We start from the raw sequence: 23,793 nt of genomic DNA, 5'->3' as shown, positions 1-23,793 counted from the left end.
TCCTTGTGAGCACGCTTAACCAATCAGGGACAGGGCGTAGTCCAGCACCTTGTCACCGCGCTGCATGCCGTAATCCATCATGTCGATGGGTTGTACCTTGACACCATGAACGGCTGCCTTGGCTTGTAATTCAGGTTGCATGTACTTGATCTGTGGCCCTAGCAAGACCACCTGGTAGAGCGGCATCTGATCATCGAACTCTGATGCGCCAAAAGCCTTGATCTCGGCAGCCAAGCCGCGTTTATCGGCTTCGATCACCATCTTCTTCACCAGCAGACTGGTGGACATCCCGGCAGAGCAGCACAGCATAATTTTTTTCATGATGATTCCTCAGTTATTAAATTGAACTCACTATAGATCGACCAAATAATTTGGGAAATCGATTTCACGTTTGGGGTTTTGTAATTGTGATGCTGATCACTTGCTGGGTTGTGCTTGTGCGCATTTTTGATTATCAATCCTTTGAAAATAAAGTGTTTTTTGTTTGTGTGGTTATTGGTTTAATCTGGTTGTTGTTGGGTTTTGTCTTTGAAATATCGATTTCATGTCTGTTGGTGTTTTATGCCAACCCAACACCTGCTGGGCAGGCCCCACAAGATGCAGAGCGTACTCTTCCCGCGGTGCATTGATGTTGAAAGCCCCAACAGATACCCGCCTCCATGATGTCCTGTGCTTTACCGCGCTCTGCTGATTGTTACTCCGCCCTGATGGCAGGTCCCGTCATGGCCTAGGGGCCTTTTCTGGAGCATGTTGGGGATAGGGGACCTTCAGATGTGGGATGGTTGCAAGATTTCATTGCAGAAGCTCGCAGACCTAGGGCAAAGCCCTGCTCCGATGGAGGCGTTGACCTAACCTTGCCGTAAGCCCGAAGGGATGATGACAGTATCGACTTCAGGTTCTGGCACGGGCTCATCTACCGGTATGTAGCACTGTATTGCATCGCAGGAGAGATTGCTCTGAGCGGCTGCCGTATTGCGTCAGCAGGCCTAATGGCACGGTATAACGGTAGAAAATCAGCTGCGCCCAAAGGTGGATGAGAGGCACTCAGGAGGCATAACTTTGTCGTAAAGGCTGTGTGGTGGATAAGGGAGGGACGCAAGAGTTTGCGGGGCCACTTATCTATTCGCCCTGTGGCGTTTGCATTGATGGGAAATTGGGAAAAAGATAGACACAGGCCCGATATCTGCATAAGGACAAGGTCGGGAGGGGAAAATGCTCCGCCATGGTGACGGAGCATCGGGAGCGCACTTAACGGGTTAATCCGCCTTCATCCAGCACGCTGACAGCCCAGAAGAAGGGAGCATTCCAGTTGATGGTAACTTCGTTCAGGGTCCAGGCTCCTATCTCGTCTTTCCAGCAGGTCTGGCCGGTGCACTTCCCTTTCATAGTGGATGCAACGGGATCGCTGAAGTTGATGGAGTTGGGGCCTCCAGACATCACTCCAGGGGGAACCAGGGGAGACACGGGATCGACTGGATGTGCCCAGAACCTGTGGTGCGGATTTTTCAGAGGGCGACTGCCGTAGCCGGAGACATAGGACTGGTCGAGGGGGTTGCGGCCCAGCACATAGTCCATGGCATCGGACATGGCCTGCAGGTATTTGCGCTCCCCCGTGAAGTCATGGGCCAACCCGAGGAAGATGCTGCGGTTCATCAGGTTGGAGTTGGAGCCCCAGGGGTATTCGGTAGCCTGATAGGGGATAAGGTAACCCTCTGTCGCCACGCTCTTTTGGTAGCCGTCAGCTGCGGCGATGATAGCGGCGCGCGCCTTCTCCACTTCCTGTTTGCCCAGTTTGTTAGGCGCCATGGCCAGCGTGATGGTCCCTGCGCTGCTGAGATCCTGCCAGTAGAGATCACCGCTTGCGCTGCGATCCCCCTTGGGGGCGGCCAGATAGAGAGGGGACTGCTGGACGGCCTGCTTGTACTCGGCTTTGCCGGTGGTGGCAAATAGCTCGGCGGCAGCCCAGTAGAATTCGTCCTTCAGGTTGGTGTCATCATAGGGACCGGATCCCACAAAGTTGTCATAAGCATAGATGTCCGGATGGCGGTTGGCCGCCTTCCAGGCTCGTTCGGCTGCCTGCAGGCTGCGCTGTGCGAAGGCCGGATCCAGATCTTTCCATACGCGAGCAGACTGGGCGGCGGTGGCAGCCAGGTTCAGGGTCGCAGCCGTGCTGGGGTGGCTCAGGAAACGGGGCTGTGGATCCTTGTGGGGCGGGAGCGGCATCCCGGTCCAGGCTTCATCGGCGACCTTGTGGAAGACCATGCCTGAGGCATCGATCTCGGTCAGTTTCAGGCTGTCGAGCTGCTTGGATTGATCTCCTACCGGTACCCAGGCCTTCTTGCCTTCGGGTACCTGCATGGCGAGGAAGAACTCCATCATCCAGCGGGATTCGTCCAGCAGATCGTTGTGGCCGTTGTGCTGCTCCGGGATTTTAGCCTTGCCGTCGGCAAAGGCGCTCTTGTCACCCTCTTTCGCCAGTTGCTCTCGCTCATAGAGGTTCATCAAGGTCCATACCGAAATGCCGCCGTTGACCACGTACTTGCCCTGATCGCCAGCGTCGTACCAGCCGCCGGTCACATCCAGCGTGAAGTCACAACCTGGCCACTGGTTGCCCTTGGCATCCTGTTTGTTGAAGCAGGTCACTTTCTCGGGCTTGTGTCCTGCCGGGCGAGCGAGATCGGGGCGCTGGACATATTTGGCCTCGATGTCGATGCCGCTACGCTGCTGATAGAAGAAGGAGAGGGCATCGAATTTCATGGTGTGATAGATGTCATCGCCGATGCTGAACGGATGACTTTTCTGGCCGGCGACCTCCAGTACCAGGCCGGTGCCCGGGGTGGTGACCTGACTGAAGTCGGCAATCTGTACGTTCTCGCCGGATGCGGCATTCAGGCCAAAGGGGGTGGTCTTGCCTTCGGCGATGGCCTCACCCTGGGCATTGCGCAGGGTCCAGGGGAGCGAGTCCTTACTGTCGGTGGCGATGGTCGCACGTTTCAATGCCTTGCTCAGGTAGCCGACTTGGTTGACGCGCACGCTGGCCAGATCAGATTTCTTGACCAGGGATGGACCCGAGAGCGTTGCTTCACCGATGCAGACGGTGGTCGGTGTCTGGGTGCCCATCTGGAGTTGAAACTGGGTCTTCTCGTCCGTGGAGGAGGGCATGAACTGGATGTCGAAAGGTTTGGGTGTGCTGCTGAGGGCGAGGTCCTGCACCATATGGTTGGTGTAGGGGGCGCCATCATGCTGGATCAGGGCCTTGACGTTGATGTCGCTCTTGGCCATGGCAGTGAAATGGAGCTTGTAGGTTTGCCCCTGAACCAGGCCGAGGTTGGACTGTCCCAAGATGACATCCCAAGGATTGGATCCCGACTCGGTGAAGGTGATACAGCCCATCTGGTTCTCGGCGTTCAGGGTACCCCCAGCCGTCCACCAGCCATCGGTTCCTTGGAAGCCCCCGTTGGTTAGCAATTCACCCACAGGTCCGGCAGATGCCGAGGAGGCACCGGAGCCTGATGCCCCTGCGCTGGGCAGGGAACAGCCATGCAAGCCAATGACGCAAGACATGGCAAGCGTCAGGGCACTAAGCCGAGATATTTTCATTGTTACCCCTTTGATCACAGACGGAAATAATGGCGTCGATTTTCGCACTCGCGCTGAAAATGACCGAGTCATCCTGCTACCCGCATTTCACTGTCAAGACTTACATACAACTCTTGAGTGGAAATCGATTTCACGAATTAGGTAATAGTAAAGTTTGTGGCAAATCAAGTTTGCCTTTATGAACTGTGATGTGGGCTACAAATTTTCGTTTATTGATATGTAGATCTACGAGATTTGAATTCTATTGAATCCTTATCATCCTCTCTTTATTTCCCGCCAGTTTAACCAAATGGGTGCCATTCTCGGTAAAATATGCAGTGGCATGAGATGAAGAATACACTATATGTTTATAATTTTATTGCTTTTTCTGTCATGGTGCTTTTCCGTGTGCTCCATCCCCTCCTGGATATTTTGCTGGCGAGAAACAGTCTGATCTTTGTGAGCTACATCACTATTTACTCTCTCGGTGGGATTTTTACCGTGGCAGGGTAAAGATACTGCTGGAAGGGTGAGGAGATTTCTGTTTACCATTAAATATTCTTGCAATCGATTTCATGTTTGGGCTGTTTTTCAAGGCGGACCCCCATGATCGATGCGTCAGGCGATGAATGAGAATATCCGGAGAGTCATAAGGAAAATGCGTAAAACTACAGGTCTCACCAGGTCTATGACCTGCCTATTCGTGGGGTGCGGCATCTGGAGTGCCGGGATGGCGGATGAGCTGTCGACCATGCCCTATTTTGTCACTTGGCCGCAGATCCATAGCGCCATTGCCAAGGACGAGGGGATGGAGCGCCAGATCCAGTCCCTGCTCTCCCGGATGACCCTGGAGGAGAAGGTCGGCCAGATGATCCAGCCCGACTTTCGTGAAGTGACCCCAGAGGAGGTCACTCGCTACAAGATTGGTTCCGTCCTCAACGGGGGTGGCGGTTGGCCAGGCAACAACAAACACGCCTCAGCAGCGGACTGGGCACGCCAGGCCGACACTTACTGGCAAGCGGCGGAAGCGGGCTTTGAGGGCAGGGGCTATCGCATTCCATTCATGTGGGCGACCGATGCGGTGCACGGCCACAACAACGTCTTTGCGGCGACCCTGTTCCCGCACAACATCGGCCTTGGTGCTGCGCGGGATCCGGGGCTCATCTACCGTATCGGCCAGGTGACGGCGCGGGAAGTGGCCGCCACCGGGCTGGACTGGACCTTCGCCCCGACGGTGGCGGTGCCCAGAGATGATCGCTGGGGCCGGACCTATGAGGGCTATTCCGAAGATCCCGCCATCGTTTATCACTATGCTGGCGAGATGGTGCGTGGCCTGCAAGGTTCCGCGACGGATCTACGCGGCCAGCGCCATGTCATCTCGAACGTGAAACACTTCGTGGGGGACGGTGGTACCCTGAACGGGGTCGACCGGGGTCAGAACTTCTATTCGGAAGAGGATCTGCGCAACCTGCACGCGGTGGGCTACTTCTCGGGGCTGGATGCCGGTGCCCAGGTGGTCATGGCTTCGTTCAACAGCTGGCACAACGAGCTCAACCGCGACGTGCTGCCAGAAGACGGGGTTGAGTACAATGGCAAGCTGCACGGCAGCCGCTATCTGCTGACCGACGTGCTCAAGGGCAAGATGGGCTTTGATGGCCTTGTCGTCTCTGATTGGAACGGTCACAGCGAGATCGCCGGTTGTACCATGGGGAGCTGCCTGCCTGCGGTGCTGGCCGGGGTCGACATCTTCATGGTCACGGCGCGCAAGGACTGGATGGAGTTTCGCCAGAGCCTGCTCGATGGCGTGGCGAGCCGGCAGATCCCGATAAGCCGGATCGACGATGCCGTGACGCGTATCCTGCGGGTCAAGATGCGGGCCGGGCTGTGGGAGAAACCCATGCCGTCGGCCCGTGAGCTGGCGGGCAAGCAGGGTGAACTTGGTGCCGTGACGCACAAGGCGCTGGCCCGGGAGGCGGTACGCAAGTCGCTGGTGCTGCTCAAGAACGAGGGCAGGATCCTGCCCCTGAGCCGGCAGAGCCGGGTGCTGGTGGCTGGGAGCGCCGCCAACGATCTGGGCAAGCAGGTGGGGGGCTGGAGCCTGACCTGGCAAGGCAGCGAGAACGGGCGCGGTGATTTCCCCGGTGCCCAGAGCGTGCTGGATGCGGTGACCGCCACCGTCGGTGCGGATCATGTGCAGGTGAGCACGGGATCCGGTGAGCTTACGGGAGCCAAGCCCGATGTCGCCATCCTGGTCATGGGGGAGGATCCCTATGCCGAGTGGTTCGGCGACATTCCTGACAACAAGACCCTTGCCTATGGGGATCTCAAGAGCAGCTATCACGAGGATCTGTTGACCCTCAAGCGGCTGAAGGCGGCCGGCATCCCCGTGGTGACCGTGCTTTTCTCCGGACGTCCGCTCTACGTCAATGAGGAGCTCAATCTCTCTTCCGCCTTTGTCGCCGCCTGGCTGCCGGGCACCGAGGGGGAGGGGATCACCGATCTGCTGTTCAGGGATGCCAAGGGCAAGGTGGCCCATGACTTCCAGGGACGCCTCTCCTTCTCGTGGCCCTTTAGCAAGTGCGCCACCACCATCAATCGCACGCCCACCCATATCCCGGGCTGGCAGCGCCCAGCCTTCGAGCAGGATCCTGCGGGTGAGTACGCACCGCTCTTCCCCTATGGCTACGGGCTCAGCTACGGCAAGCCTTCCCCTGTGGCGGCCCGGGTCAGCAACCTCAATACCCTGACCCTGGATAAACGTACCTTCGGCTGCAACGAGAGCGACCCCGCCAAACTGAGCGCCGCTGACAAGGTGCTCGAGCTGTTCGGGCCAAAGGCGGGTGAAGAACACCGTCTGCGCATGGGGGACGCCAGCAACTGGACGGGGACTGAAGTCTCCGGCAACAGCGTGACCGAGATGACCTTCATCAAGGTTCAGCCCATCGACTACCTGCGCCAGCAGGATGCGCGAGCGGTCACCTTCCTCGGGGCGGACAAGCCGGGTATCGACTCCGGGGCCACGATCCAGTTGCAGACCACCCAGGTCAAGGGGGCGGATCGTCGCACCTACCTGAAGGGCGAGAGCGAGCTGCAGGTGACGCTGCGGGTGCAGCAGGCGCCAGCGGGGGACATGACGCTGGGACTGCAGTGTGGCTGGCCCTGCGGCAAGTCCATCGAGATTGCTCCGGCCTTGCGCCAGTTGCCCCCGCAGAAGTGGGTGACCCTGAGTCTGCCCCTGCGCTGCCTCGAAGAGGGCATGGACTTCGCGAAGGTCAATACCCCCTTCATCCTGGGCACCAGTGGACAGGCACGCATCGACATGGCGACCGTACGCTGGGTACCGGCTTCTCTGCTGGGGGCCTCAGGGGAAGTGGTCAGGCTCGATTGCCAGGGCAGGTTGAGTCGATAAGCCGTCAGCCAGATGCACCAGGATGCCTGTCGGGCTCCTGGTGCCTTGATAACCGGCTCCGCCCCGATGCGGAGGGAGAGGTGGGAGAGAAGGATGTCGATCGTACAGCGGATCAGATTGGGCTTTACGCTGCTGCTGGTCCTGTTGCTATTGCTCGGGGCCATCAGTTACCTGAAGACGACCTCCATTCACGGTCGTTTCCAGCAGGTAACCGAGGAGGCGACGCCTCAGGCCCTGACCGCCAGCCGGCTGCGCGCCGCATTGCTGATGGCTGACAGGGACAGCCTGGCGCATCTCGCCATCCGGGAGACGTCGGCGTTCCCCGAGTCCCGTCAGCGTGTTGCCCATGACAAGGTCCGCTATGAGCAGCACATCAAGGCATTCGCGGCCCTGACACTCGATACCGAGAGTGAGCGGCAACTCGCCCGGGTCACCGACCAGGCCCCCCGGCTGTTTACCATCTCTGAGCAGTTGATGAGCCTGCACGAAGAGTCGGTCGAGCTGGAGCGGGTGCTCGCACGAATGCGGAGCGAGCTGCTGCACCTGGACGACAACTACCGTTCGGCGGCGGACTTGCTGGTGCGTTACACGGCGGGGCGGCGCTCTTTGCAGAACAAGGCGGAGCTCATCACCAGCGGTATTGCACGGGATCTCAAGCTGATCCTGCGTGCCGACGGCAACACGGATCTGGTGGCGCTACAGGGGGTGCTGGCCAAAGACATCGACATTGCGAACCAGCGTCTGGAGCGGATTGTTGTCCCCGATGACGTCAAGGCCAGGTTCACCCGCCATGTGGCGCGCATTCCCCAGCTGGTATTTGGCGACAAGGGGCTGATTGCCACCCTGGTGCGCCGTCAGCAAATCAGCCAGCAACTCCATGGCTTGCGTGAACAGCAGGAGGCGCAGAGCCAGCAACTGGGGGAGGTCCTGGACAGGCTTATCGCCATCAGCAACCAGAGCATGCAGGAGGACAGGCTGAGTGCCGACGTCGCGGTTGACAGCGCCCGCACCTGGATCGTGATGGTGGCCCTGTGTTCCGTGCTCATCGCCCTCATAGTTGCCTGGAGTACGGCCCGCAGCATCCAGGTGCCGCTGGTGCGGATCAATCGGGTTCTCGGTCTGATGGCACAAGGGGACATGACGCTGCGGGTTCGCTACCCCGCCAGGAACGAGCTTGGTGAGGTCGCGAACTCCATCGACCAGCTGGCCCACCGCACCAAGACGCTTATGATGGAGGTCCAGACCGGCTCTGAGTACCTAGTGAGCGAGACGCGCAAGACCGCGGAGATCGGCGAGCAGGTGATGTCGCAGGTACAGGCGCAGAAGGCCCAGACCGATCAGGTGGCGGCCGCCATCTTCGAGCTGGAGACCAGTGCGACCGAAGTGGCGCGCTCGAGCGATCATGTTCGTCGGGAGGTGGGGGAGGCCAATGACGAGAGCCGGCGCGGACGTCATCTGATGCAGGCCAATCGGGATGGCGTCGAGCAACTGGCGACCGACATCGCCGGGGCCATGGCGATCACCCGCAAGCTCGAAGGCTACAGCAGCAACATTGGCAACATTCTCGAGGTGATCCGTGGCATGGCTGAACAGACCAACCTGCTGGCCCTCAATGCGGCCATCGAAGCGGCCCGTGCCGGGGAGGCCGGGCGGGGCTTTGCCGTGGTGGCCGAGGAGGTGCGGGCGCTGGCTACCCGTTCACAAGGGGCGACCCAGGAGATCCAGGTGATGATCGACAACCTGCAGGGATGCGCCCGCGATGTGGCGAGCGTGATGGCCCAGAGCCATGAGCAGACCCAGCAGAGTGTGCAGCAGACCCGGGATGTCGAGAGTGCCCTGGCGGGGATCGCCTCGCGCATGGAGGCCATCAAGGAGATTGCGGATCACATGGCTTATGCCGCAGCGGAGCAGATTTCGGTGAGTCAGGGAGTGGCCCAGCACGTGGCGGCCATCGCAGACGTGGCTCACGAGACCGAGCAGGCGTCCCGGGTGTCGGCGAGCAGTGGTGAGGTGTTGTCGGGGCTGGCCAGCCAGCAGCAGAGTCTGGTGGCCCGTTTCAAGGTGTAGGAGAGAGGCGATGTGGAAATCTGTGAGTGCCCTGCTGGTCTGGGGGTTGAGTACGGCGGCGGTATCCCAGGAGCTGGTGCTGGAAACCTGGCGCGTGGATGACGAGGTGCTCTGGAAGGAGCATTTTCTGCCCCGTTTTCAGGCGCTCCATCCCGAGATCACCCTTAAGCTGCAACCGCAGCGTTCGGCCGATTACGATCAGGTACTTGCCGAGCGGCTGGTGGCGGGAAAGGCGGGGGATCTCATCACTTGCCGTCCCTACGATCAGTCCCTGCGACTGTTCCAGCAGGGGTATTTGCTGGATCTGACGGACTTGCCCGGGATGGAGAACTTTCCGAGCTTTGCCAAGGCCGCTTGGCAGACCGACTCCGGGGCCCAGACCTTCTGCCTGCCCATCGCCTCCGTGATCCAGGGGTTCTACTTCAATGTCGACATCTTTAAAACCCTGGGGCTGAGGACACCCCGAACCCGTGCTGACTTCTTCGCCGTGCTGGAGAAGGTTAAGCAGGATGGCCGCTATCTGCCGCTTGCGCTGGCGGCCCACGACAGTTGGGTGGTCTCCGAGCTTGGCTACCAGAATATCGGCCCCAACTACTGGCATGGGGAAGATGGACGCCTAGCGTTGATCAACGGCCAGGCGCGAGTGACCGATGCCCCTTATATGGCGACGTTTCGTGAGCTGGCGAGCTGGCGGCCTTACATAGGGGACCATCCGGCCGATACAACCGAGGCTCAGGCGGTGGATGCCTTTGCCTCCGGTAAGGCCGCCATGATAGTGGCGGGTTCCTGGTCCTTGGCCCAGTTTACCGGCAAGGTCAATTTTGGTGCCTTCCCGCCCCCCGTCGCGCAGGAAGGTGACACCTGCTACTTCACCGATCACACTGACATGGGGATCGGCATCAATGCAGCCAGCCCCAACAAGGAGGCTGCCCTGAAACTGGTGGAGTGGATGGCGAGTGCGGACTTTGCCGAGAGCTTCTCCAACTCGGTACCGGGTTTCTTTTCCCTTTCCAATCACTTCTTCGAGCTCAAGGATCCGGTGGCTAGCACCATGATGGGCTGGCGTGATACCTGTGACTCTACCCTGCGTCTGGGGGCTCAGTTTCTCACTAGGGGGGAGCCATCGTTCACCACCGAACTCGCAGAGGTATCGCAATCCGTGGTGCTTGGCACCATGACGCCGGAAGCGGCCGCCGCGCGCATCCAGCAGGGGTTGGCAAGCTGGTATCTCCCCCAGAAGACGGCAAAAAGAGCCCGTCTCTGTGAGGCGGACGAGCATCTTCCCACGCTGGCAACCAGCACAGCTATCGGGACGGAGTCTCCCTTCGCTGCGCCTTGACGGTGGACACGCCCACAGGGCAATCCCCCGCAGCGATCAGCAGACTCTTCAAGGCGCCTTCAGGCGCCTTCAGGCGCCTTTTTCCATCAGGGCCGGTTTGTAGGCAGATGTCATCGGGTTGTCATTGCCAGGCTCTGGCTGGTTTTATGGAGCCAGCCGGATTGAGGGGCCGGTAGAAGAGGTGCGCCGGGTTGTGTGTGGAGTCTGTGCTACGTCAGAGAGACAAGGTGGAAGATGCGACAAGGACAAGTCGCTCGCTGGACAGGCGGCTGACAAAAGAAAAACGGCCCGAAGGCCGCTTTGAGCGGATGCTGCGCAGGGAACAACCCCCAGTCGACATTCATCCTTTGTACGGCAGAGTAGTATCACGCACCACAATGCTCAATTCGGGCAGTTCGTCCGAGTTTGGCTCCGTGCCCTCGATCAAACCCAACAGAGTCTTGACCATTTTGACCCCCATCTCGTAGATGGGCTGGCGTACCGTGGTCAATGGCGGGTTGGAATAGGTAGAGAATGGCAGGTCATCAAAACCAATGAGTGAAACATCCTCTGGTACCCTTAAGCCGCACTGCTTGAGCCCCAAAATAGCCCCGTAGCAGGTCTGATCGTTGGCGCAGAATATGGCTGAGAATTTCCGGCCACTCTGCACCAGTTTCTTCACTGCATTCAGGCCACCAGCCTCGGCGAAATCCCCTTGGATGACCAAGGATGGATCATATTCGATTCCCGCGCTGACTAAGGCCTGACGATAACCATGATGACGTTCGATGGCATCGTTTTGATCCGGTAAGCCGACAATGTGGGCTATGTCATGATGACCCAGATCCAATAAATAGCGAGTTGCCATGTAGCCACCCAGCCGATTATTGATGCTGAAGGAATGTACCCGCTCGGTCATGATATTGTGGCCAGTGGCAACAATGGGTATTTGTTGTGAAAACTCGAGCAGCGTTTGTTGATTTACGTGGCCGGTCAAAATAATAAGACCATCGACCCGACGAGCTACCAGCAGGCGCAACCGTTCGACTTCTTCTTCCGCATTCCAGTGACCGCTGACAATCAGCGGCACATACTCCATGCCCTGAAGGGTATGTTCAACACCACGCAACATTTCGTTGGAAAATGGACTCTCTACATGTTGAGTCAATACCCCAAGGGTCATGGATTGACCCGTTTTCAGATATTGTGCCATAAGGTTGGGACGAAAATTCAATTCCTGAATTGCATCTTCAACCGCTTGGCGTTTATCTGCGGCCACTTTGGCCGAGCCGTTTAATATCCGGGATACAGTGCTTGCCGAGACACCGGCTCGTCTGGCGATATCATAGACAGTGGCTTTTTTCTCCTGAGCTGACTTCGACATCCGCCCTCCGTACTCGACTGTGAAAACCCTTGGCTATAACCAATGTTACAAGAATATATTCTCAATAAATCAGAGGCTTAGGATAACCCTTTCCCTTGGTGGTGACAAGCAATGATGCTTTGCCTCAGATTGAGTGGTCCACTACTGCTGGGCGGCAAAAAAAACCTCTCTTGCTTTGGTAAAACCGGCCTGTTCGGCGGCCTTGACCCAGGCGAGAGCCTGCTCGTAGTTTTTGCTCACAACCGCAGTGCGAATATGTTGATAATAATCCAGTTCACCTAGCGCTTTATCTGCGGTGATCATCACGGGCGATATGGTTTTTGCGTTCGGTGTCGCATTTACAGCAGCCTCTGCGTCCAGTGCCAAATATAATCGTCCGGTGGTCGAATGGGGCACTTCCACATTGATGAGACGGGCGACATCCGTGGAGCGATCATATTGCATTGCGCGCTGGAGATCGTCGGGATTGAGCCTGGTGCTGCCTTGCATATCCAGCGTAGTAGAATAGATCACCATATAGGCAGCTCGGACGCTGCCGATGGGGGCCGGAATTGTAAATTCTCCCTGGATGTTCTGTCCTGAAATTAATGAACGGCCGTTATAACTGAAAGTGGAGCTGGGAATGGTTTGAATGGCGTTGTGATTCTCGTCCAGTAACAGGATGCTGGGCAGAAAAATGGTATAGTCGATCGGGATGGTTACTTTGACGCGGGCAGCTTGGGGGAAAGCGGGCAATGAGAAGGCCATCACATAGCTTTTGCCCGAATCGAATGCGTAAACCGGGCTGTCAGTGCCCACATTTACCCAACGGCTTTCTTGCCCGAAGGGCTGGAAGCGAAGATCCTTGAATGCCTCGATCGCCATTTTGCCCGACAATTGTTCTCGGTCATGTTGAAGCTGCTGCTGCAAGTCGGAGGCTGCCGATCTTGGCGGATGCTCCGGGCCTTTACTGACGCACCCGGCCATCAACAGACTGACCAGGAAAGGCAGACACTGTTTCGTTCCCTTCATCGTGTTTCCTCGTATGCAATGCGGGTCCCCCAAGGGACCCGAGATTATAGTGCAAATAAGTATCGCGACCTAACCTACCACCACATGTCCGCCTGCACACCGACTAGGAAATCTTCCCGGTCTTCCTGCCAGGGGGTCTCGTTGTTGTGATCGACATAGGTCGTCAGAATGCGGATCTCCGGTGAGGGCCCCATGCCGGTATTGACAGTGAAGGTCGGCACTATGCTGACCTTGTGAGAGGTGCCACCCCGTTCGACGTTATCGATGAGCAGGTTGTTTTTCACATATCCGACTTCCGTCTGGATGGAGAAGAACTCATTGATCGGGAATACCGGGCGCAGAGATGCGGCATACCAGGAGTCATGGCCACCCAGCTCGTAGTCGTTGTACTGGTAGGAGAGGGTCGGCAGCAGATGAATATTGGCGCCATACCAGCCACCCCAGAGGAAGACGCGATAGGATTGATCGCCTTCCATCACCTTGGACTGGTAGGGTTTATAGCCATCCGCCTTGTCCTGCAGTGTCTTCTGATACAGGGAGCCCTTGCGATACATGGCGGTATTGGTCAGGTTGGCCCCCAGCAAGTCGCCTGAACCCAGTCCACGTCCTGCCTGGGCGATGAACTTGGAGAAGCCGCCCGGCATGAAGAAGAAGTCGTCGCGGGAATAAATGACGGTTCCTTCTGCCCCCTTGGTCGCATATTGCTTGTTGTCGCCGGTGAATTCGTTGCTGGGCATCTGCTTGAGTGCGATCTCCATGTCCCAGGCGCCGTAGAGGGCGCTGGTGTGGAGGGTGTGCATGGTGGCTTCAGTGCCATTGGCGCGGTCGGAGTGGCTGGTGTCGTTGCTGTTGATATAGGCAAAGTCCCACTTGCCACCCGCCATCTCCATGGCTTTGATGCCGACGCCGGTCCCCGAGTAGTCCGTGTAGAAATAGTCGGTTGTCCAGATGTAGTTCTCGCGGTCGTAATAGCGCAGACCACCCCACATGGTCCCGGTCGGGGTGATGCCACCCAGCTCCACATAGGTTTCTGACACACCGCTTTCGCGAGGTGCTGCACGGGTTTGCAGGCCATCGGCATCGGACTCCACCTTGAAGTGAATGTTGACCGACTTGTTGTTGCCCAGATCCCACAACTTGTTCAGACCCGCTTCCCAGCTGTTGTCCAGCTCGGAGCCCAGGCGCCCCATAGTCTTGTCCATCTCATATTCGTACCCCGCCTTGGCGAAGTTGTCCTTGGCGTCAAACATTGAACCAGCACGAATATAACCGTGGAAGCCAAAACTCTCGGCGGCATTCGATACGGCGGGCACTGCTAGCCCGTAACATGCCCCGACAAACAAGGCGAGTGACTTCAATTTCATCTTATTGCTCCAATCCGTAGAAAATTATTTTCAATCGATTTCTCGAAGATTCAATGCCTTATCACTTGATCTGCTGGCAGGGCTGATTGCTGTCAAAGTCTGCCGGGATGGCTGTTTTCAGGGCTACGTTGGTGAAGGCGAAGCGCAGACCGGCCATGGAGTCCCAGGCCCCGCTCAGGTAGAGCGCCTTTTGTACTGAGCCTGTGTTGGCCGCCGGAATGAGAGATGCAACCGGCAGGATGCAGCGGTACCAGGTGTCGTCATCGGGCACGATGTTGCTGTCCATGGTAAAGAAGGTGCCAAAGTCTGGGCCTGCGGTACCGTCCATGCGGATCTGGATGTTGGGGGAGTCACCGTAACTGGAGACTTTCAGGTCGAGCAGCATGACGCCGTCCTGATAGGCGGAGAGATCCCCATTGGCGCTGTCGGTCCCGAGGAAGGCGGCGCCATTGCCTGGCAGGTCCATGGTGATGACCTGGTTTTCATCGGTCAGGGTGCCGCCGAAGCTGGCTGCCGGGTAATCAGCGCTGCGGTCTTGGGCCAGGCTCTTGTCACCGGAGTAGTAGAGTGCGGCATCGGTGGCCACCAGCGCGGGGGCATTGTTGACGCCGGAGCCTGTGTCTGGATTGGTGTCAGGATCGGTTCCAGGGTCGGTAGCGCCGCCAGGCGCTTCACAGGTGACCGGGTCGACAACGGGCTTGGCTGAGGTGGTGAGCAGGTACTTGATGTTGGTGATTTCGTAGTTGAAGGCTTCCTTGGTGGCCAGGTGGAACGGTGTGCCCACAGTGGCGAGGTTGACGGCCTTGGCACCGGGGAAGGGCTTCATGCAGTTGATGGGCAGAGTGAGCGTTTCCCAGTTGCCGGAACCGGTCAGGGCGCTTGCAATGGGCAGGCTGCTGCGGTTGGGATACTCGTTGTCGATGGAGGCATTGAGCACTTCCGGCACCTTGCTCTTGGTTCGCAGCTGGAACTCGATGAAACCGGAAGCGTATTTGTTCAGGTTCAGAGGGGTGGCGGATTTGAGCATAAAGGTGCCATCTCCGTCACCGGCTACCTGCACATCGGCTGTGTCATCGGTACCAGCATTGTTGATGAGCACAGCACTGATGCTGGTCATGGCGACAGGAGTAGACGTGACTGGCTGCAGGTTCCAGTTATCCTTCTCCGACTGAATATTGGGGGTGACTTTTGCGTTCGCTCCAACACCAAACAGCAACAATACGCCATCTTCACCGCCTGGAGGTGTTTCACCAGGAAGCGTTTCACCCGGATGGGTTTCACTGCCGTTGCTAGAAGAAATGTTCTCTTCACCGCCACATCCACCGAGCAAGGCTGCGGCGATCAATGTTGCTAAAAGTCCTTTTTTTGTTGCATTCATACTGACCACTCCAATCAATGGGAAAATGTCCATCACGATGAATTGTCGAGACTCAAACTGCCATCATGCAATCGATGCCAAGGCAAATCACACTGCGCCCATTTTCTTGAAATCGATTTCCAAAGCAATGCTTATCCACCGTAATTATCAAAGTTTGTGTGGTATATCACAAAACAACTTCTATTCATTTTTGGCTGGACGTTGATGATTACTTGCCTCCTTTGCCTTTAATCTTTTTGCTTTTGATTTTCTTGTGTTTTTTTTGTATTTTTTTTGGGGGAGGGGGTCAGTGTTGTTTCGGTGTTAATATGGAACGTAATTCTAAGTTTTCATGGTGTTTTTACGGTTTTGGTTTTTTGATTTCGATTTCATGCGTGGTATTCAATAAGGCGGGGCTTGGCATCGGTCCTAAACGTAAATTTTCCTTTGCTCGTTTCTGATAGGCAATTTGGTTGGCGATGCTCAACAGATCCTCTTCGTTAACCAAATCCGTGATCAGATTGGTGCCGGGGAGCACCCCGCCAATAAGCTTGTAATGCTGCATGATGGTGCTACATATGCCATCACCCATCACCCATCACCCATCACCCATCACCCATCACCCATCACCGGCGCGTTAGGCGCGACAAGGGAGGCGAGGTGTTTGGTTAATAGGTTGGTAAATGTGGCGGTTGCAGGATTGGCTGGCGGTGTTTAGGCCGCAATGGTGTGAGTGGTGTAGTCGTGCAACGGGACGTGGTGTAGTGGTCTAATTATCCCGGACACCATTTTAGGTGGTACAGTCGCCACCATGACCTGAGGTGTTCAATGACAAGATTACGTCGCTCATTTACTGCCGAATTCAAACTCGAAGCCGCATCCCTGGTGCTCGACCAGGGATATTCAGTCCCCGAAGCAAGCCGTTCACTGGATGTCGGTGAAACCGTGCTTCGTCGCTGGGTTCAGCAACTGCAATCCGAACGAACTGGCACAACCCCAATCGGCAAAGCACTGACTCCGGAGCAGCAAAAAATTCAGGAGCTGGAAGCCCGTATCAACCAGCTCGAACGTGAAAAGGACATTCTAAAAATGTATGGTCTGCTCCTTATCTGCAAGCTTGAACTGATTTCCTGAAGTCGTTTGCGTCAATGTATCCGGCCTGTCTGTGAGCTGTTTTCCGGCTCTGGCGCCTTGATGGGATCCGCACGTCATCGTCCTAATAAAGCTACCAGTCATGAGAGACTGCTTTTTTAGCCAGGCTGCAACGTCGTGGGGTGAACGCTTCTGTCATCTGTTTTTGGCTCGCAAAACCGGGTATGAGTTCTATCAGTTAAACGGCTGAACTTGTGTTGGGATACGGTTGGTAATCCCTGCCGGATGTCAGCACTTTCCAGCAAATTCGCATTATCTTGTTGGCCAGGGCGATAAGGACCACATGGTGGTGATGGCCGACCTCTAGCCTGGCGACCCATTCGCCTAACGATGATTTGTCACGCTTCATGTGAATTTTCAGCGCTTTGGCGCCCTGAATAACCATTTGCCTTAAATAGCTATTGCCACGCTTACTGATCCCGCCGAGCGAAGATTTGCCGCCCGTTGAATATTGCCTGGGGACAAGCACCAACCAGGCTGGCAGGTCGCGGGCTTTCTTGAATTGTGAGCCATTGCCAATCGCGGCAATCAACGCGGTTGAGACAATCGGTCCAATGCCGGGGACGGTACTGATTTTTTGGCACAAACCTGATGCGCTTGAGGCTTGTCCGAGCATGAGGCTCATATCATCAATCTGAATATCCAGCTGTTGCCACCGTTCTCTCAGGCGTAATACCAGGGCGCGGATAAAGTCAGGCAAGCCATTCTCGGCATCTTCAAGGATCGTCGGCAGAGAGCGCTCGAAGACTTTTCTGGCGACTGGCACGGTGAGCCCATATTCCAGCAGCAACGCTCGCATCTGATTGACAGTGGCTGTTCGTTCGACGATGAAACGCTGACGGACGCGATGAGTCGCCTGCAATGCCAACTGTTCATGAGATTTCAACGGGACACAGCGCATAGTGCCTCTGCTACCAGCCTCGGCAATGGCGGTGGCATCGTTGAAGTCATTCTTGTTCGATTTGAGGTAGGGCTTAACAAATTGAGCGGGAATAATCTTGGGCTCGAACCCCGCCTGTTGAAACAGGTGTTCCCAGTATTGCGAACCAGGACATGCCTCGAAGGCAACCCGACAGGGTGGAGTCGTACTGATGAACTGTTTCAGTTGTGAACGCGTGAGCTTTTGCTTGGTCAATACATACTCCATGCGATCGCCACCAGGTGAAACCTATTTTTGCCTAAATCGATCCCGTAAATGTAAATCTGCGCTTGAGTCATGATGAGCCTCCTTGATGCTGGCTCCAGCATAGCGGGGTGGATGGAGCAGGCCATCCCATTAGGCTACCGCTCTCTTGATGGCGGACGAGTTCACACGTACGCGCTAATAGACCGATTAAGGGAGCAAGCCCCCATCACCTTGGTCTGTTGCGCTTTCGATGTGCTCACTTCCTGTTTTTACGATTATCTGGCCCGCAGGCGGGCGATTAACCGTGAGCGCATGCAACAGCGCTCCGAGTTGCGCAGGTTGTTCAAAGAAAGCCGGAGCTCGGCAGGCAGCCGCGCCTTGATGTCGATGATGCGGGAGTTGGGGTATCAGATTGGCCGATTCAAAGTACGCAACCTGATGAAGGAAGCCGGGCTGGTATCCAAACCGCCGGGCGCTCATCGTTATCAGGTCGCCCAGTCTGAGCGACCGGATATCCCCAATCTGCTGGCTCGCGAATTTGATGTCCAGCAACCCAATCAGGTGTGGTGTGGCGATATCACCTACGTCTGGGCAGGTGGACGCTGGCATTACCTGGCAGCGGTGCTTGACCTGCACACCCGGCGGGTCGTGGGCTGGGCGATGTCAGATAAACCAGATGCCGAGCTGGCCATCAAAGAACTGGAGATGGCGTATCAGCAGCGGGGTTGTCCGTCAGGCGTGCTGTTTCACTCTGACCAGGTCAGCCAATATGGCAGCCGGGCATTTCGGCAACGGGATACATGAGCGTGCGGGAGACAAAGCGGGATATCAGTTATTACCTGATGGATTACTACAACTGGCGGCGTCCACATCAACACAATGACGGGATACCGCCTGCAAAAGCCGAAGAACGGCCTAACCAAGTGTCCGGATTTAGTTGACCACTACAATGAGCACAAGGCACAGTAAAAGGCGGAGCGCTAGTTTGACCTGTTTAAGCAGTTGGAGGAAGTGGCAGGAGACCCCTAAGCTAAGGCCAAATGCTTCGTTTTGTGGATGCTGATTACAAAGGTCGATAAAGGAGCAATACATCTATTGACAAAGGAGTCATATAAAAAGACAAGAAGGCATTGAAGCACAAATTGCCGAACGTTTTTGCTATCGAGGTGAAGACATGGCGGTGCGCGCCAACTTCGTCAGCAGTCACTTTGCCGCCATCAGTGGATCCCATTGTATCCCCATGGCAGGTTAACTAGAAACGGCCTGGCCTTTCCTTAAAAGCACCCATTAAAGCACCCAAAAACGCCAGGTAAGCAAAAGGCGTAGCAGCTACTAACCTGCTACGCCTTGTTGTATATGGTGGCCCCTGGGGGACTTGAACCCACGACCAATCGATTATGAGTCGACTGCTCTGACCAACTGAGCTAAGGGGCCAAATTGTGCGTTTAGCGGCGTGGATTATAGGGGAAGAGCAAAGGGCAGTCTATAGGCATATCAACCACTTGGCGACTAATTGTCCAGGTCGATAGAGGGTGCAAAGCGGGTCGCAAGGGTAAATGCCAGACAAAACAAAGCCCCGCATGGCGGGGCTTTGGCAGAGCAGTTTGACACAGGGTCAGGACTATTCGTCCAGGAAGCTGCGCAGCACTTCCGAGCGGCTCGGGTGGCGCAGTTTACGCAGTGCCTTGGCTTCAATTTGACGAATACGCTCACGGGTGACGTCGAACTGTTTGCCCACTTCCTCTAGGGTGTGGTCAGTGTTCATGTCGATACCGAAACGCATCCGCAGTACCTTGGCTTCACGGGCGGTCAGGCCAGCCAGCACTTCGCGGGTGGCGTTGCGCAGGCTTTCGCTGGTCGCCGCATCCGCTGGCAGAGCCAGGGTGGTATCTTCGATAAAGTCGCCCAAGTGGGAATCTTCATCATCACCGATGGGCGTCTCCATGGAGATAGGCTCTTTGGCGATTTTCAGTACCTTGCGGATCTTGTCTTCCGGCATGCCCATGCGCATGGCCAGCTCTTCCGGGTTCGGTTCACGACCCATCTCCTGCAGCATCTGACGGGAGATTCGGTTGAGCTTGTTGATGGTCTCGATCATGTGTACCGGGATACGGATGGTACGGGCCTGATCCGCGATGGAGCGGGTAATGGCCTGACGGATCCACCAAGTTGCATAGGTCGAGAACTTGTAGCCACGACGGTATTCAAACTTGTCTACTGCCTTCATCAGACCGATGTTGCCCTCCTGGATCAGATCCAGGAACTGCAGACCGCGGTTGGTGTACTTCTTGGCGATAGAGATAACCAGACGCAAGTTGGCCTCAACCATCTCTTTCTTCGCACGGCGGGCTTTGGCCTCACCGATGCTCATACGACGGTTGATATCCTTGATCTGGGCAATCGACAGACCGGTCTCTTCTTCAATCTGCTGCAGCTTGCCGATGGCGCGCTGAATATCCTCGTCCATTTCAACCAGACGGGGAGACCAGGCTTTGCCAGCCTGCTTCTGGTATTCGAACCAGGCAGTTTCACACTCATTGTTGGTGAAAGCCGCGACGAAGGTTTTCTTCGGCATCTTGGCCTGCTCAACGCAGAGCTTCATGATGATGCGTTCCTGCACGCGGACGCGCTCCATCATTTCACGCATGTTGTTGACCAGGCGATCGAACTGCTTGGGCATCAGGCGGAATTGACGGAATACATCGGCCAGCTGTGCGATGGCGGCCTGGGTATCTTCGTGCGCGCGACCATTCTTCTGAATGGAGAGGCGAGTCACTTCATACTGGGCACGCAGTTCGCCGAACTTTTCACGAGCGACTTCCGGATCCGGACCACCGTCACCGTCGTCGTCAGAGCTGTCGCCATCTTCGTCTTCGTCTTCTTCGTCTTCTTCATCTTCGTCGGCCAGATCGTCTTCGCCGAGCTCGGAACCGATATGCGTGGCGGTAGGCGCCATGTCTTCAGTTTCGTTCGGGTCAATAAAGCCAGAGATGATGTCAGAGAGACGCAGCTGCTCGGCTTCGTACTTGTCGTACTGTTCGAGCAGGTAAGTAATTGCTTCAGGGTACTCGGCTACGGAGCTTTGTACTTGGTTGATACCGTCTTCGATCCGCTTGGCGATGTCGATTTCGCCTTCGCGGGTCAGCAGTTCGACGGTACCCATTTCCCGCATGTACATGCGGACGGGATCGGTCGTGCGACCAATCTCAGATTCAACAGATGCCAGAGCCTGGGCCGCTGCTTCGGCAGCGTCCTCATCGGCGGTACCACCTTCAGCCATGATAAGGTCATCGGCATCCGGAGCGTTTTCAACCACTTGAATGCCCATATCGTTGATCATCTGAATGATGTCTTCGATCTGGTCTGAATCGACAATGTCTTGCGGGAGGTGATCGTTCACCTCGGCATAGGTCAGGTAGCCCTGTTCTTTACCTTTGGCAACGAGGAGTTTAAGCTGAGACTGCGGGGTTTGCTCCATAGAACTCATCCGGTTGGTGTTGCTAGGTTGCGCGTACAGTGCGCTGCTGCGCAAATAGCCAATTCTAATAGAAAACCGCCAGACATGCTATGTCTGGTTGCGGCGTCGGTCATGAGAAACCCCTGCCCGCAGTATTGTCGGGGCCAGGCGGTTATAAAAATTTTGCTTTTCATCCCGTCGATTCGGGCAACGCTATCCATATTGGGACTAATCACTCAAATATCAAGCCCCACTCTCATTTCTTTTCTCAATTTGCACCTCTCTTATCAGCATCATCAGCTCTTGGGTTTCTTCGGAGCTTAGTCCTTCCTGAGCCACTTTGGCCTGCAATTCTTCGATCCGCTGTTTCAGAAACTGGTTGATGAAGCCGACGAAGGTGTCCTGCAATTCTCCCAGAATATCCGGCTCTTGATCGAGTTTGATCTCCTCGAACAGGTCGTGCATGGCCAGTTGAGCAAGGATCTCTCCCTCCTTGGTACCACGCCAGTGTTCCAGCAGGATACCGGTTGTGATACCGGGCTGTGCCAGGATCTGCTGGTGCAGTTGCAGCAGGAACTTGATGCCCTGTACGCGTAGTCCGGCCAATTCCGGCATGGGGGGAAGCTCAGCCGTTACTGCCGGATATTGCACCATCAGTGCCAGAGCACGCCGCAGTGGCGTCAGCTTGGCTGCCTTGGGTTTGTTTACCTCGGCCTTGGGTTGACTGTTGCGGGCAAAGAGCTCGACGATGCGTTGTTTGTTCTCGCCCCAACGCATCATGCTGGAGAGACGAGTGATCAGCCCTTCGCGGGTAAACCCTTCCGGAACGCGACGAATAAGCTCGGCGGCCTTGTTGGCCACTTCGAACTTTCCTGCCTCACCGGAGAGGGCTGCATCCCGCCCGAGACGCTCGAACATGAAGTCGGCGAATGGCTGGGCTTCATCGAGCAGGGCTTCGAAGCCCTCCTTGCCGATCTGACGTACCAACGAGTCGGGATCCTCGCCATCGGGCAGGAACACGAACTTCAGCTCGCGGCCATCCTGCAGATGAGGGAGGGCATTATCCAGCGCGCGCCAGGCCGCTTCACGACCGGCGTTGTCACCGTCGTAGCAGCAGACTACCTCGGCGGTGGTGCGAAACAGGGTGTGGATATGGTCGCTGGTCGTTGCAGTACCCAGCGCCGCCACCGCATAGTCGATGTTGTACTGACCGAGTGCCACCACATCCATGTAGCCTTCCACCACCAGGATCCGGCGTGGATCCTTGTGTGCCTGCTTCACCTCGTAGAGACCGAACAGCTCCCGCCCTTTATGGAAGATGGGGGTCTCCGGCGAGTTCAGGTATTTGGGGGTGCCATCACCCAGCACCCGGCCACCGAAACCGATGACCCGGCCACGCTTGTCACGGATCGGGAACATGATGCGATCGCGGAAACGATCATAACTCCCCGGGCCATTGTCACGGGTGATCAGCATGCCGCCCGAGATAAGCAACTGCTCGTGATCCCGGCTGGTACCAAAGCGGCGGCGCACCTGATCCCAATCGCTGGGTGCATAGCCAATGTTGAATCGTTTGACCACTTCACCGGTCAGGCCGCGGCCTTTGAGGTACTCCACCGCATGGGGAGCGCTCTTGAGATTGCTCTCGTAGAAGCGGGCAATCTGGTTCATCAGCTCGAACAGATCCTTGCTGACGGCGGGCTGGCTATTGGCCGAGCCGCCGACGCTCTGCTCGCGAGGCACCTGCATGCCTTGCATGCTGGCTAGCTCTTCGATGGCATCGGGAAATTCGAGACCGTCGTACTCCATGACAAAGCCGATGGCGTTACCGTGGGCGCCACAACCGAAACAGTGGTAGAACTGCTTCTCCTGGCTGACGGTAAAAGAGGGGCTTTTTTCGTTATGAAAAGGGCAGCAAGCCTGGTAGTTCTTACCGGCTTTTTTCAGCCGCACTCGCGAGTCGATCAGCTCGACTATGTCTGTGCGTACGAGCAGATCGTCGATAAAGGATTGGGGGATCCTGCCTGCCATAACCGTCCTGTTTCATTGCGGAGAAAATAAAAAAAGCCGCGCATTCCAAGGGAAGCACGGCTTCTTCGACCAAACAAGAGAGTTGCCTGTTACGCCAAGCGGGTTTTCACCTGAGCACTGACGGCGCCGACATCGGCACGCCCCTGAATTTTCGGCTTCAAGACAGCCATGACCTTGCCCATATCAGCCATGACGGCAGCACCACTTTCAGTGATGGCTTGCTCGATCAGGGCGGCAATTTCATCTGCGGTCAGCTGTTGCGGCAGGAATTCCTGCAACACAACGATCTCGGCGGACTCTTTGTCGGCGAGATCCTGGCGACCGGCAGCTTCAAATTGGCTGATGGAATCGCGGCGCTGTTTGACCATTTTGGTCACGACAGCGAGGATATCCTCATCATTCAGCTCGATACGGGTATCGACTTCACGTTGCTTGATTTCTGCCATCAACAAGCGGATCGCTCCCAGACGTGCCTTATTTTTGGCAAGCATGGCGAGCTTTTGCTGATCCTTGAGTTGATCCTTCAGAGACACGGCAA

16 protein-coding genes, 1 tRNA gene and 2 pseudogenes are annotated in these 23,793 nt (G+C 56.4%); 7 read left to right on the top strand and 12 right to left on the bottom strand.

Annotated features, from left to right (window positions below; genetic code table 11):
• Positions 1-15: 15 nt before the first annotated feature.
• Entirely contained in the window at positions 16-321 is a 306-nt protein-coding gene (locus AB5Z02_RS16410; protein WP_064341853.1) for a PTS sugar transporter subunit IIB, read from the bottom strand.
• Between the two features lie 86 nt (positions 322-407).
• Between AB5Z02_RS16410 and AB5Z02_RS16405 the strand changes: the two genes are divergently transcribed.
• The gene (locus AB5Z02_RS16405) at positions 408-629 is read left to right on the top strand and encodes a hypothetical protein (protein ID WP_368216484.1); all 222 of its coding nucleotides are present in this window, start codon (positions 408-410) and stop codon (positions 627-629) included.
• A gap of 619 nt (positions 630-1,248) precedes the next feature.
• Here the strand turns inward: AB5Z02_RS16405 and AB5Z02_RS16400 are convergent.
• Positions 1,249-3,600: a glycoside hydrolase family 9 protein gene (locus tag AB5Z02_RS16400; protein WP_235634701.1), complete on the bottom strand. Its 2,352-nt coding sequence runs from the start codon at positions 3,598-3,600 to the stop codon at positions 1,249-1,251.
• Positions 3,601-4,267: 667 nt separating this feature from the next.
• Here AB5Z02_RS16400 and AB5Z02_RS16395 point away from each other — a divergent pair.
• The 3 genes from AB5Z02_RS16395 (at position 4,268) to AB5Z02_RS16385 (ending at position 10,394) form a co-directional block, all read left to right on the top strand.
• Entirely contained in the window at positions 4,268-6,988 is a 2,721-nt protein-coding gene (locus AB5Z02_RS16395) for a glycoside hydrolase family 3 protein (protein ID WP_235634699.1), read from the top strand.
• 93 nt (positions 6,989-7,081) lie between these two features.
• Positions 7,082-9,055 carry a methyl-accepting chemotaxis protein gene (locus AB5Z02_RS16390; protein ID WP_158651143.1) on the top strand — a complete coding sequence of 658 codons (1,974 nt, stop codon included), beginning with the start codon at positions 7,082-7,084 and terminating at the stop codon, positions 9,053-9,055.
• Positions 9,056-9,065: 10 nt separating this feature from the next.
• Positions 9,066-10,394, top strand: a complete 1,329-nt coding sequence (locus tag AB5Z02_RS16385; protein ID WP_270803844.1) for an ABC transporter substrate-binding protein — start codon at positions 9,066-9,068, stop codon at positions 10,392-10,394.
• 340 nt (positions 10,395-10,734) lie between these two features.
• On the opposite strand, the gene AB5Z02_RS16380 is transcribed toward AB5Z02_RS16385, so the two are convergent.
• The 4 genes from AB5Z02_RS16380 to AB5Z02_RS16365 form a co-directional block, all read right to left on the bottom strand.
• Positions 10,735-11,757 (bottom strand): LacI family DNA-binding transcriptional regulator, encoded by a 1,023-nt coding sequence (locus AB5Z02_RS16380; protein WP_042084009.1) that lies wholly within the window; start codon positions 11,755-11,757, stop codon positions 10,735-10,737.
• A 141-nt stretch (positions 11,758-11,898) separates the two neighbouring features.
• Positions 11,899-12,768: a MalM family protein gene (locus AB5Z02_RS16375; protein WP_100654520.1), complete on the bottom strand. Its 870-nt coding sequence runs from the start codon at positions 12,766-12,768 to the stop codon at positions 11,899-11,901.
• Positions 12,769-12,842: 74 nt separating this feature from the next.
• Positions 12,843-14,132 (bottom strand): carbohydrate porin, encoded by a 1,290-nt coding sequence (locus AB5Z02_RS16370; RefSeq protein WP_235634698.1) that lies wholly within the window; start codon positions 14,130-14,132, stop codon positions 12,843-12,845.
• A gap of 61 nt (positions 14,133-14,193) precedes the next feature.
• Entirely contained in the window at positions 14,194-15,348 is a 1,155-nt protein-coding gene (locus AB5Z02_RS16365) for a putative glycoside hydrolase (protein WP_368216553.1), read from the bottom strand.
• Here AB5Z02_RS16365 and AB5Z02_RS16360 point away from each other — a divergent pair.
• On the top strand, positions 15,314-15,715 hold the full coding sequence (locus tag AB5Z02_RS16360; protein WP_158651142.1) for a hypothetical protein: 402 nt from the start codon (positions 15,314-15,316) through the stop codon (positions 15,713-15,715). The genes AB5Z02_RS16365 and AB5Z02_RS16360 overlap by 35 nt on opposite strands.
• Positions 15,716-15,850: 135 nt before the next feature.
• On the opposite strand, the gene AB5Z02_RS16355 is transcribed toward AB5Z02_RS16360, so the two are convergent.
• On the bottom strand, positions 15,851-16,081 hold the full coding sequence (locus AB5Z02_RS16355) for a hypothetical protein (RefSeq protein ID WP_100654517.1): 231 nt from the start codon (positions 16,079-16,081) through the stop codon (positions 15,851-15,853).
• 236 nt (positions 16,082-16,317) lie between these two features.
• Here AB5Z02_RS16355 and AB5Z02_RS16350 point away from each other — a divergent pair.
• A pseudogene (locus AB5Z02_RS16350) lies at positions 16,318-16,578 on the top strand (transposase); the annotation flags it as partial.
• 241 nt (positions 16,579-16,819) lie between these two features.
• Here the strand turns inward: AB5Z02_RS16350 and AB5Z02_RS16345 are convergent.
• The gene (locus AB5Z02_RS16345) at positions 16,820-17,788 is read right to left on the bottom strand and encodes an IS110 family transposase (protein WP_368216483.1); all 969 of its coding nucleotides are present in this window, start codon (positions 17,786-17,788) and stop codon (positions 16,820-16,822) included.
• Positions 17,789-17,920: 132 nt separating this feature from the next.
• Here AB5Z02_RS16345 and AB5Z02_RS16340 point away from each other — a divergent pair.
• Positions 17,921-18,708, top strand: a pseudogene (locus AB5Z02_RS16340) (IS3 family transposase); the annotation flags it as partial.
• A 416-nt stretch (positions 18,709-19,124) separates the two neighbouring features.
• Here the strand turns inward: AB5Z02_RS16340 and AB5Z02_RS16335 are convergent.
• From AB5Z02_RS16335 to AB5Z02_RS16320, 4 genes are all read right to left on the bottom strand, one after another.
• Positions 19,125-19,201, bottom strand: a tRNA-Ile gene (locus AB5Z02_RS16335).
• Between the two features lie 187 nt (positions 19,202-19,388).
• The gene (gene rpoD / locus AB5Z02_RS16330; RefSeq protein WP_263718854.1) at positions 19,389-21,284 is read right to left on the bottom strand and encodes an RNA polymerase sigma factor RpoD; all 1,896 of its coding nucleotides are present in this window, start codon (positions 21,282-21,284) and stop codon (positions 19,389-19,391) included.
• A 183-nt stretch (positions 21,285-21,467) separates the two neighbouring features.
• Entirely contained in the window at positions 21,468-23,255 is a 1,788-nt protein-coding gene (gene dnaG / locus AB5Z02_RS16325; protein WP_368216482.1) for a DNA primase, read from the bottom strand.
• An 89-nt stretch (positions 23,256-23,344) separates the two neighbouring features.
• Entirely contained in the window at positions 23,345-23,788 is a 444-nt protein-coding gene (locus tag AB5Z02_RS16320; protein WP_362786372.1) for a GatB/YqeY domain-containing protein, read from the bottom strand.
• Positions 23,789-23,793: the final 5 nt, after the last annotated feature.

It is taken from the genome of Aeromonas sp. R2-3 (assembly GCF_040908375.1).
Taxonomy (GTDB): Bacteria; Pseudomonadota; Gammaproteobacteria; order Enterobacterales; family Aeromonadaceae; genus Aeromonas; species Aeromonas veronii.
This window is presented reverse-complemented; position numbering and strand designations above follow the sequence as displayed.

Excerpts from the sequence above, each read along its gene's own strand:
- AB5Z02_RS16410 (WP_064341853.1), bottom strand. The coding sequence starts at position 321 with ATGAAAAAAATTATGCTGTGCTGCTCTGCCGGGATGTCCACCAGTCTG.
- AB5Z02_RS16400 (WP_235634701.1), bottom strand. The coding sequence starts at position 3,600 with ATGAAAATATCTCGGCTTAGTGCCCTGACGCTTGCCATGTCTTGCGTC.
- AB5Z02_RS16395 (WP_235634699.1), top strand. The coding sequence starts at position 4,268 with ATGACCTGCCTATTCGTGGGGTGCGGCATCTGGAGTGCCGGGATGGCG.
- AB5Z02_RS16390 (WP_158651143.1), top strand. The coding sequence starts at position 7,082 with ATGTCGATCGTACAGCGGATCAGATTGGGCTTTACGCTGCTGCTGGTC.
- AB5Z02_RS16385 (WP_270803844.1), top strand. The coding sequence starts at position 9,066 with ATGTGGAAATCTGTGAGTGCCCTGCTGGTCTGGGGGTTGAGTACGGCG.
- AB5Z02_RS16380 (WP_042084009.1), bottom strand. The coding sequence starts at position 11,757 with ATGTCGAAGTCAGCTCAGGAGAAAAAAGCCACTGTCTATGATATCGCC.
- AB5Z02_RS16375 (WP_100654520.1), bottom strand. The coding sequence starts at position 12,768 with ATGAAGGGAACGAAACAGTGTCTGCCTTTCCTGGTCAGTCTGTTGATG.
- AB5Z02_RS16370 (WP_235634698.1), bottom strand. The coding sequence starts at position 14,132 with ATGAAATTGAAGTCACTCGCCTTGTTTGTCGGGGCATGTTACGGGCTA.
- AB5Z02_RS16355 (WP_100654517.1), bottom strand. The coding sequence starts at position 16,081 with ATGGGTGATGGCATATGTAGCACCATCATGCAGCATTACAAGCTTATT.
- AB5Z02_RS16345 (WP_368216483.1), bottom strand. The coding sequence starts at position 17,788 with ATGGAGTATGTATTGACCAAGCAAAAGCTCACGCGTTCACAACTGAAA.
- dnaG (WP_368216482.1), bottom strand. The coding sequence starts at position 23,255 with ATGGCAGGCAGGATCCCCCAATCCTTTATCGACGATCTGCTCGTACGC.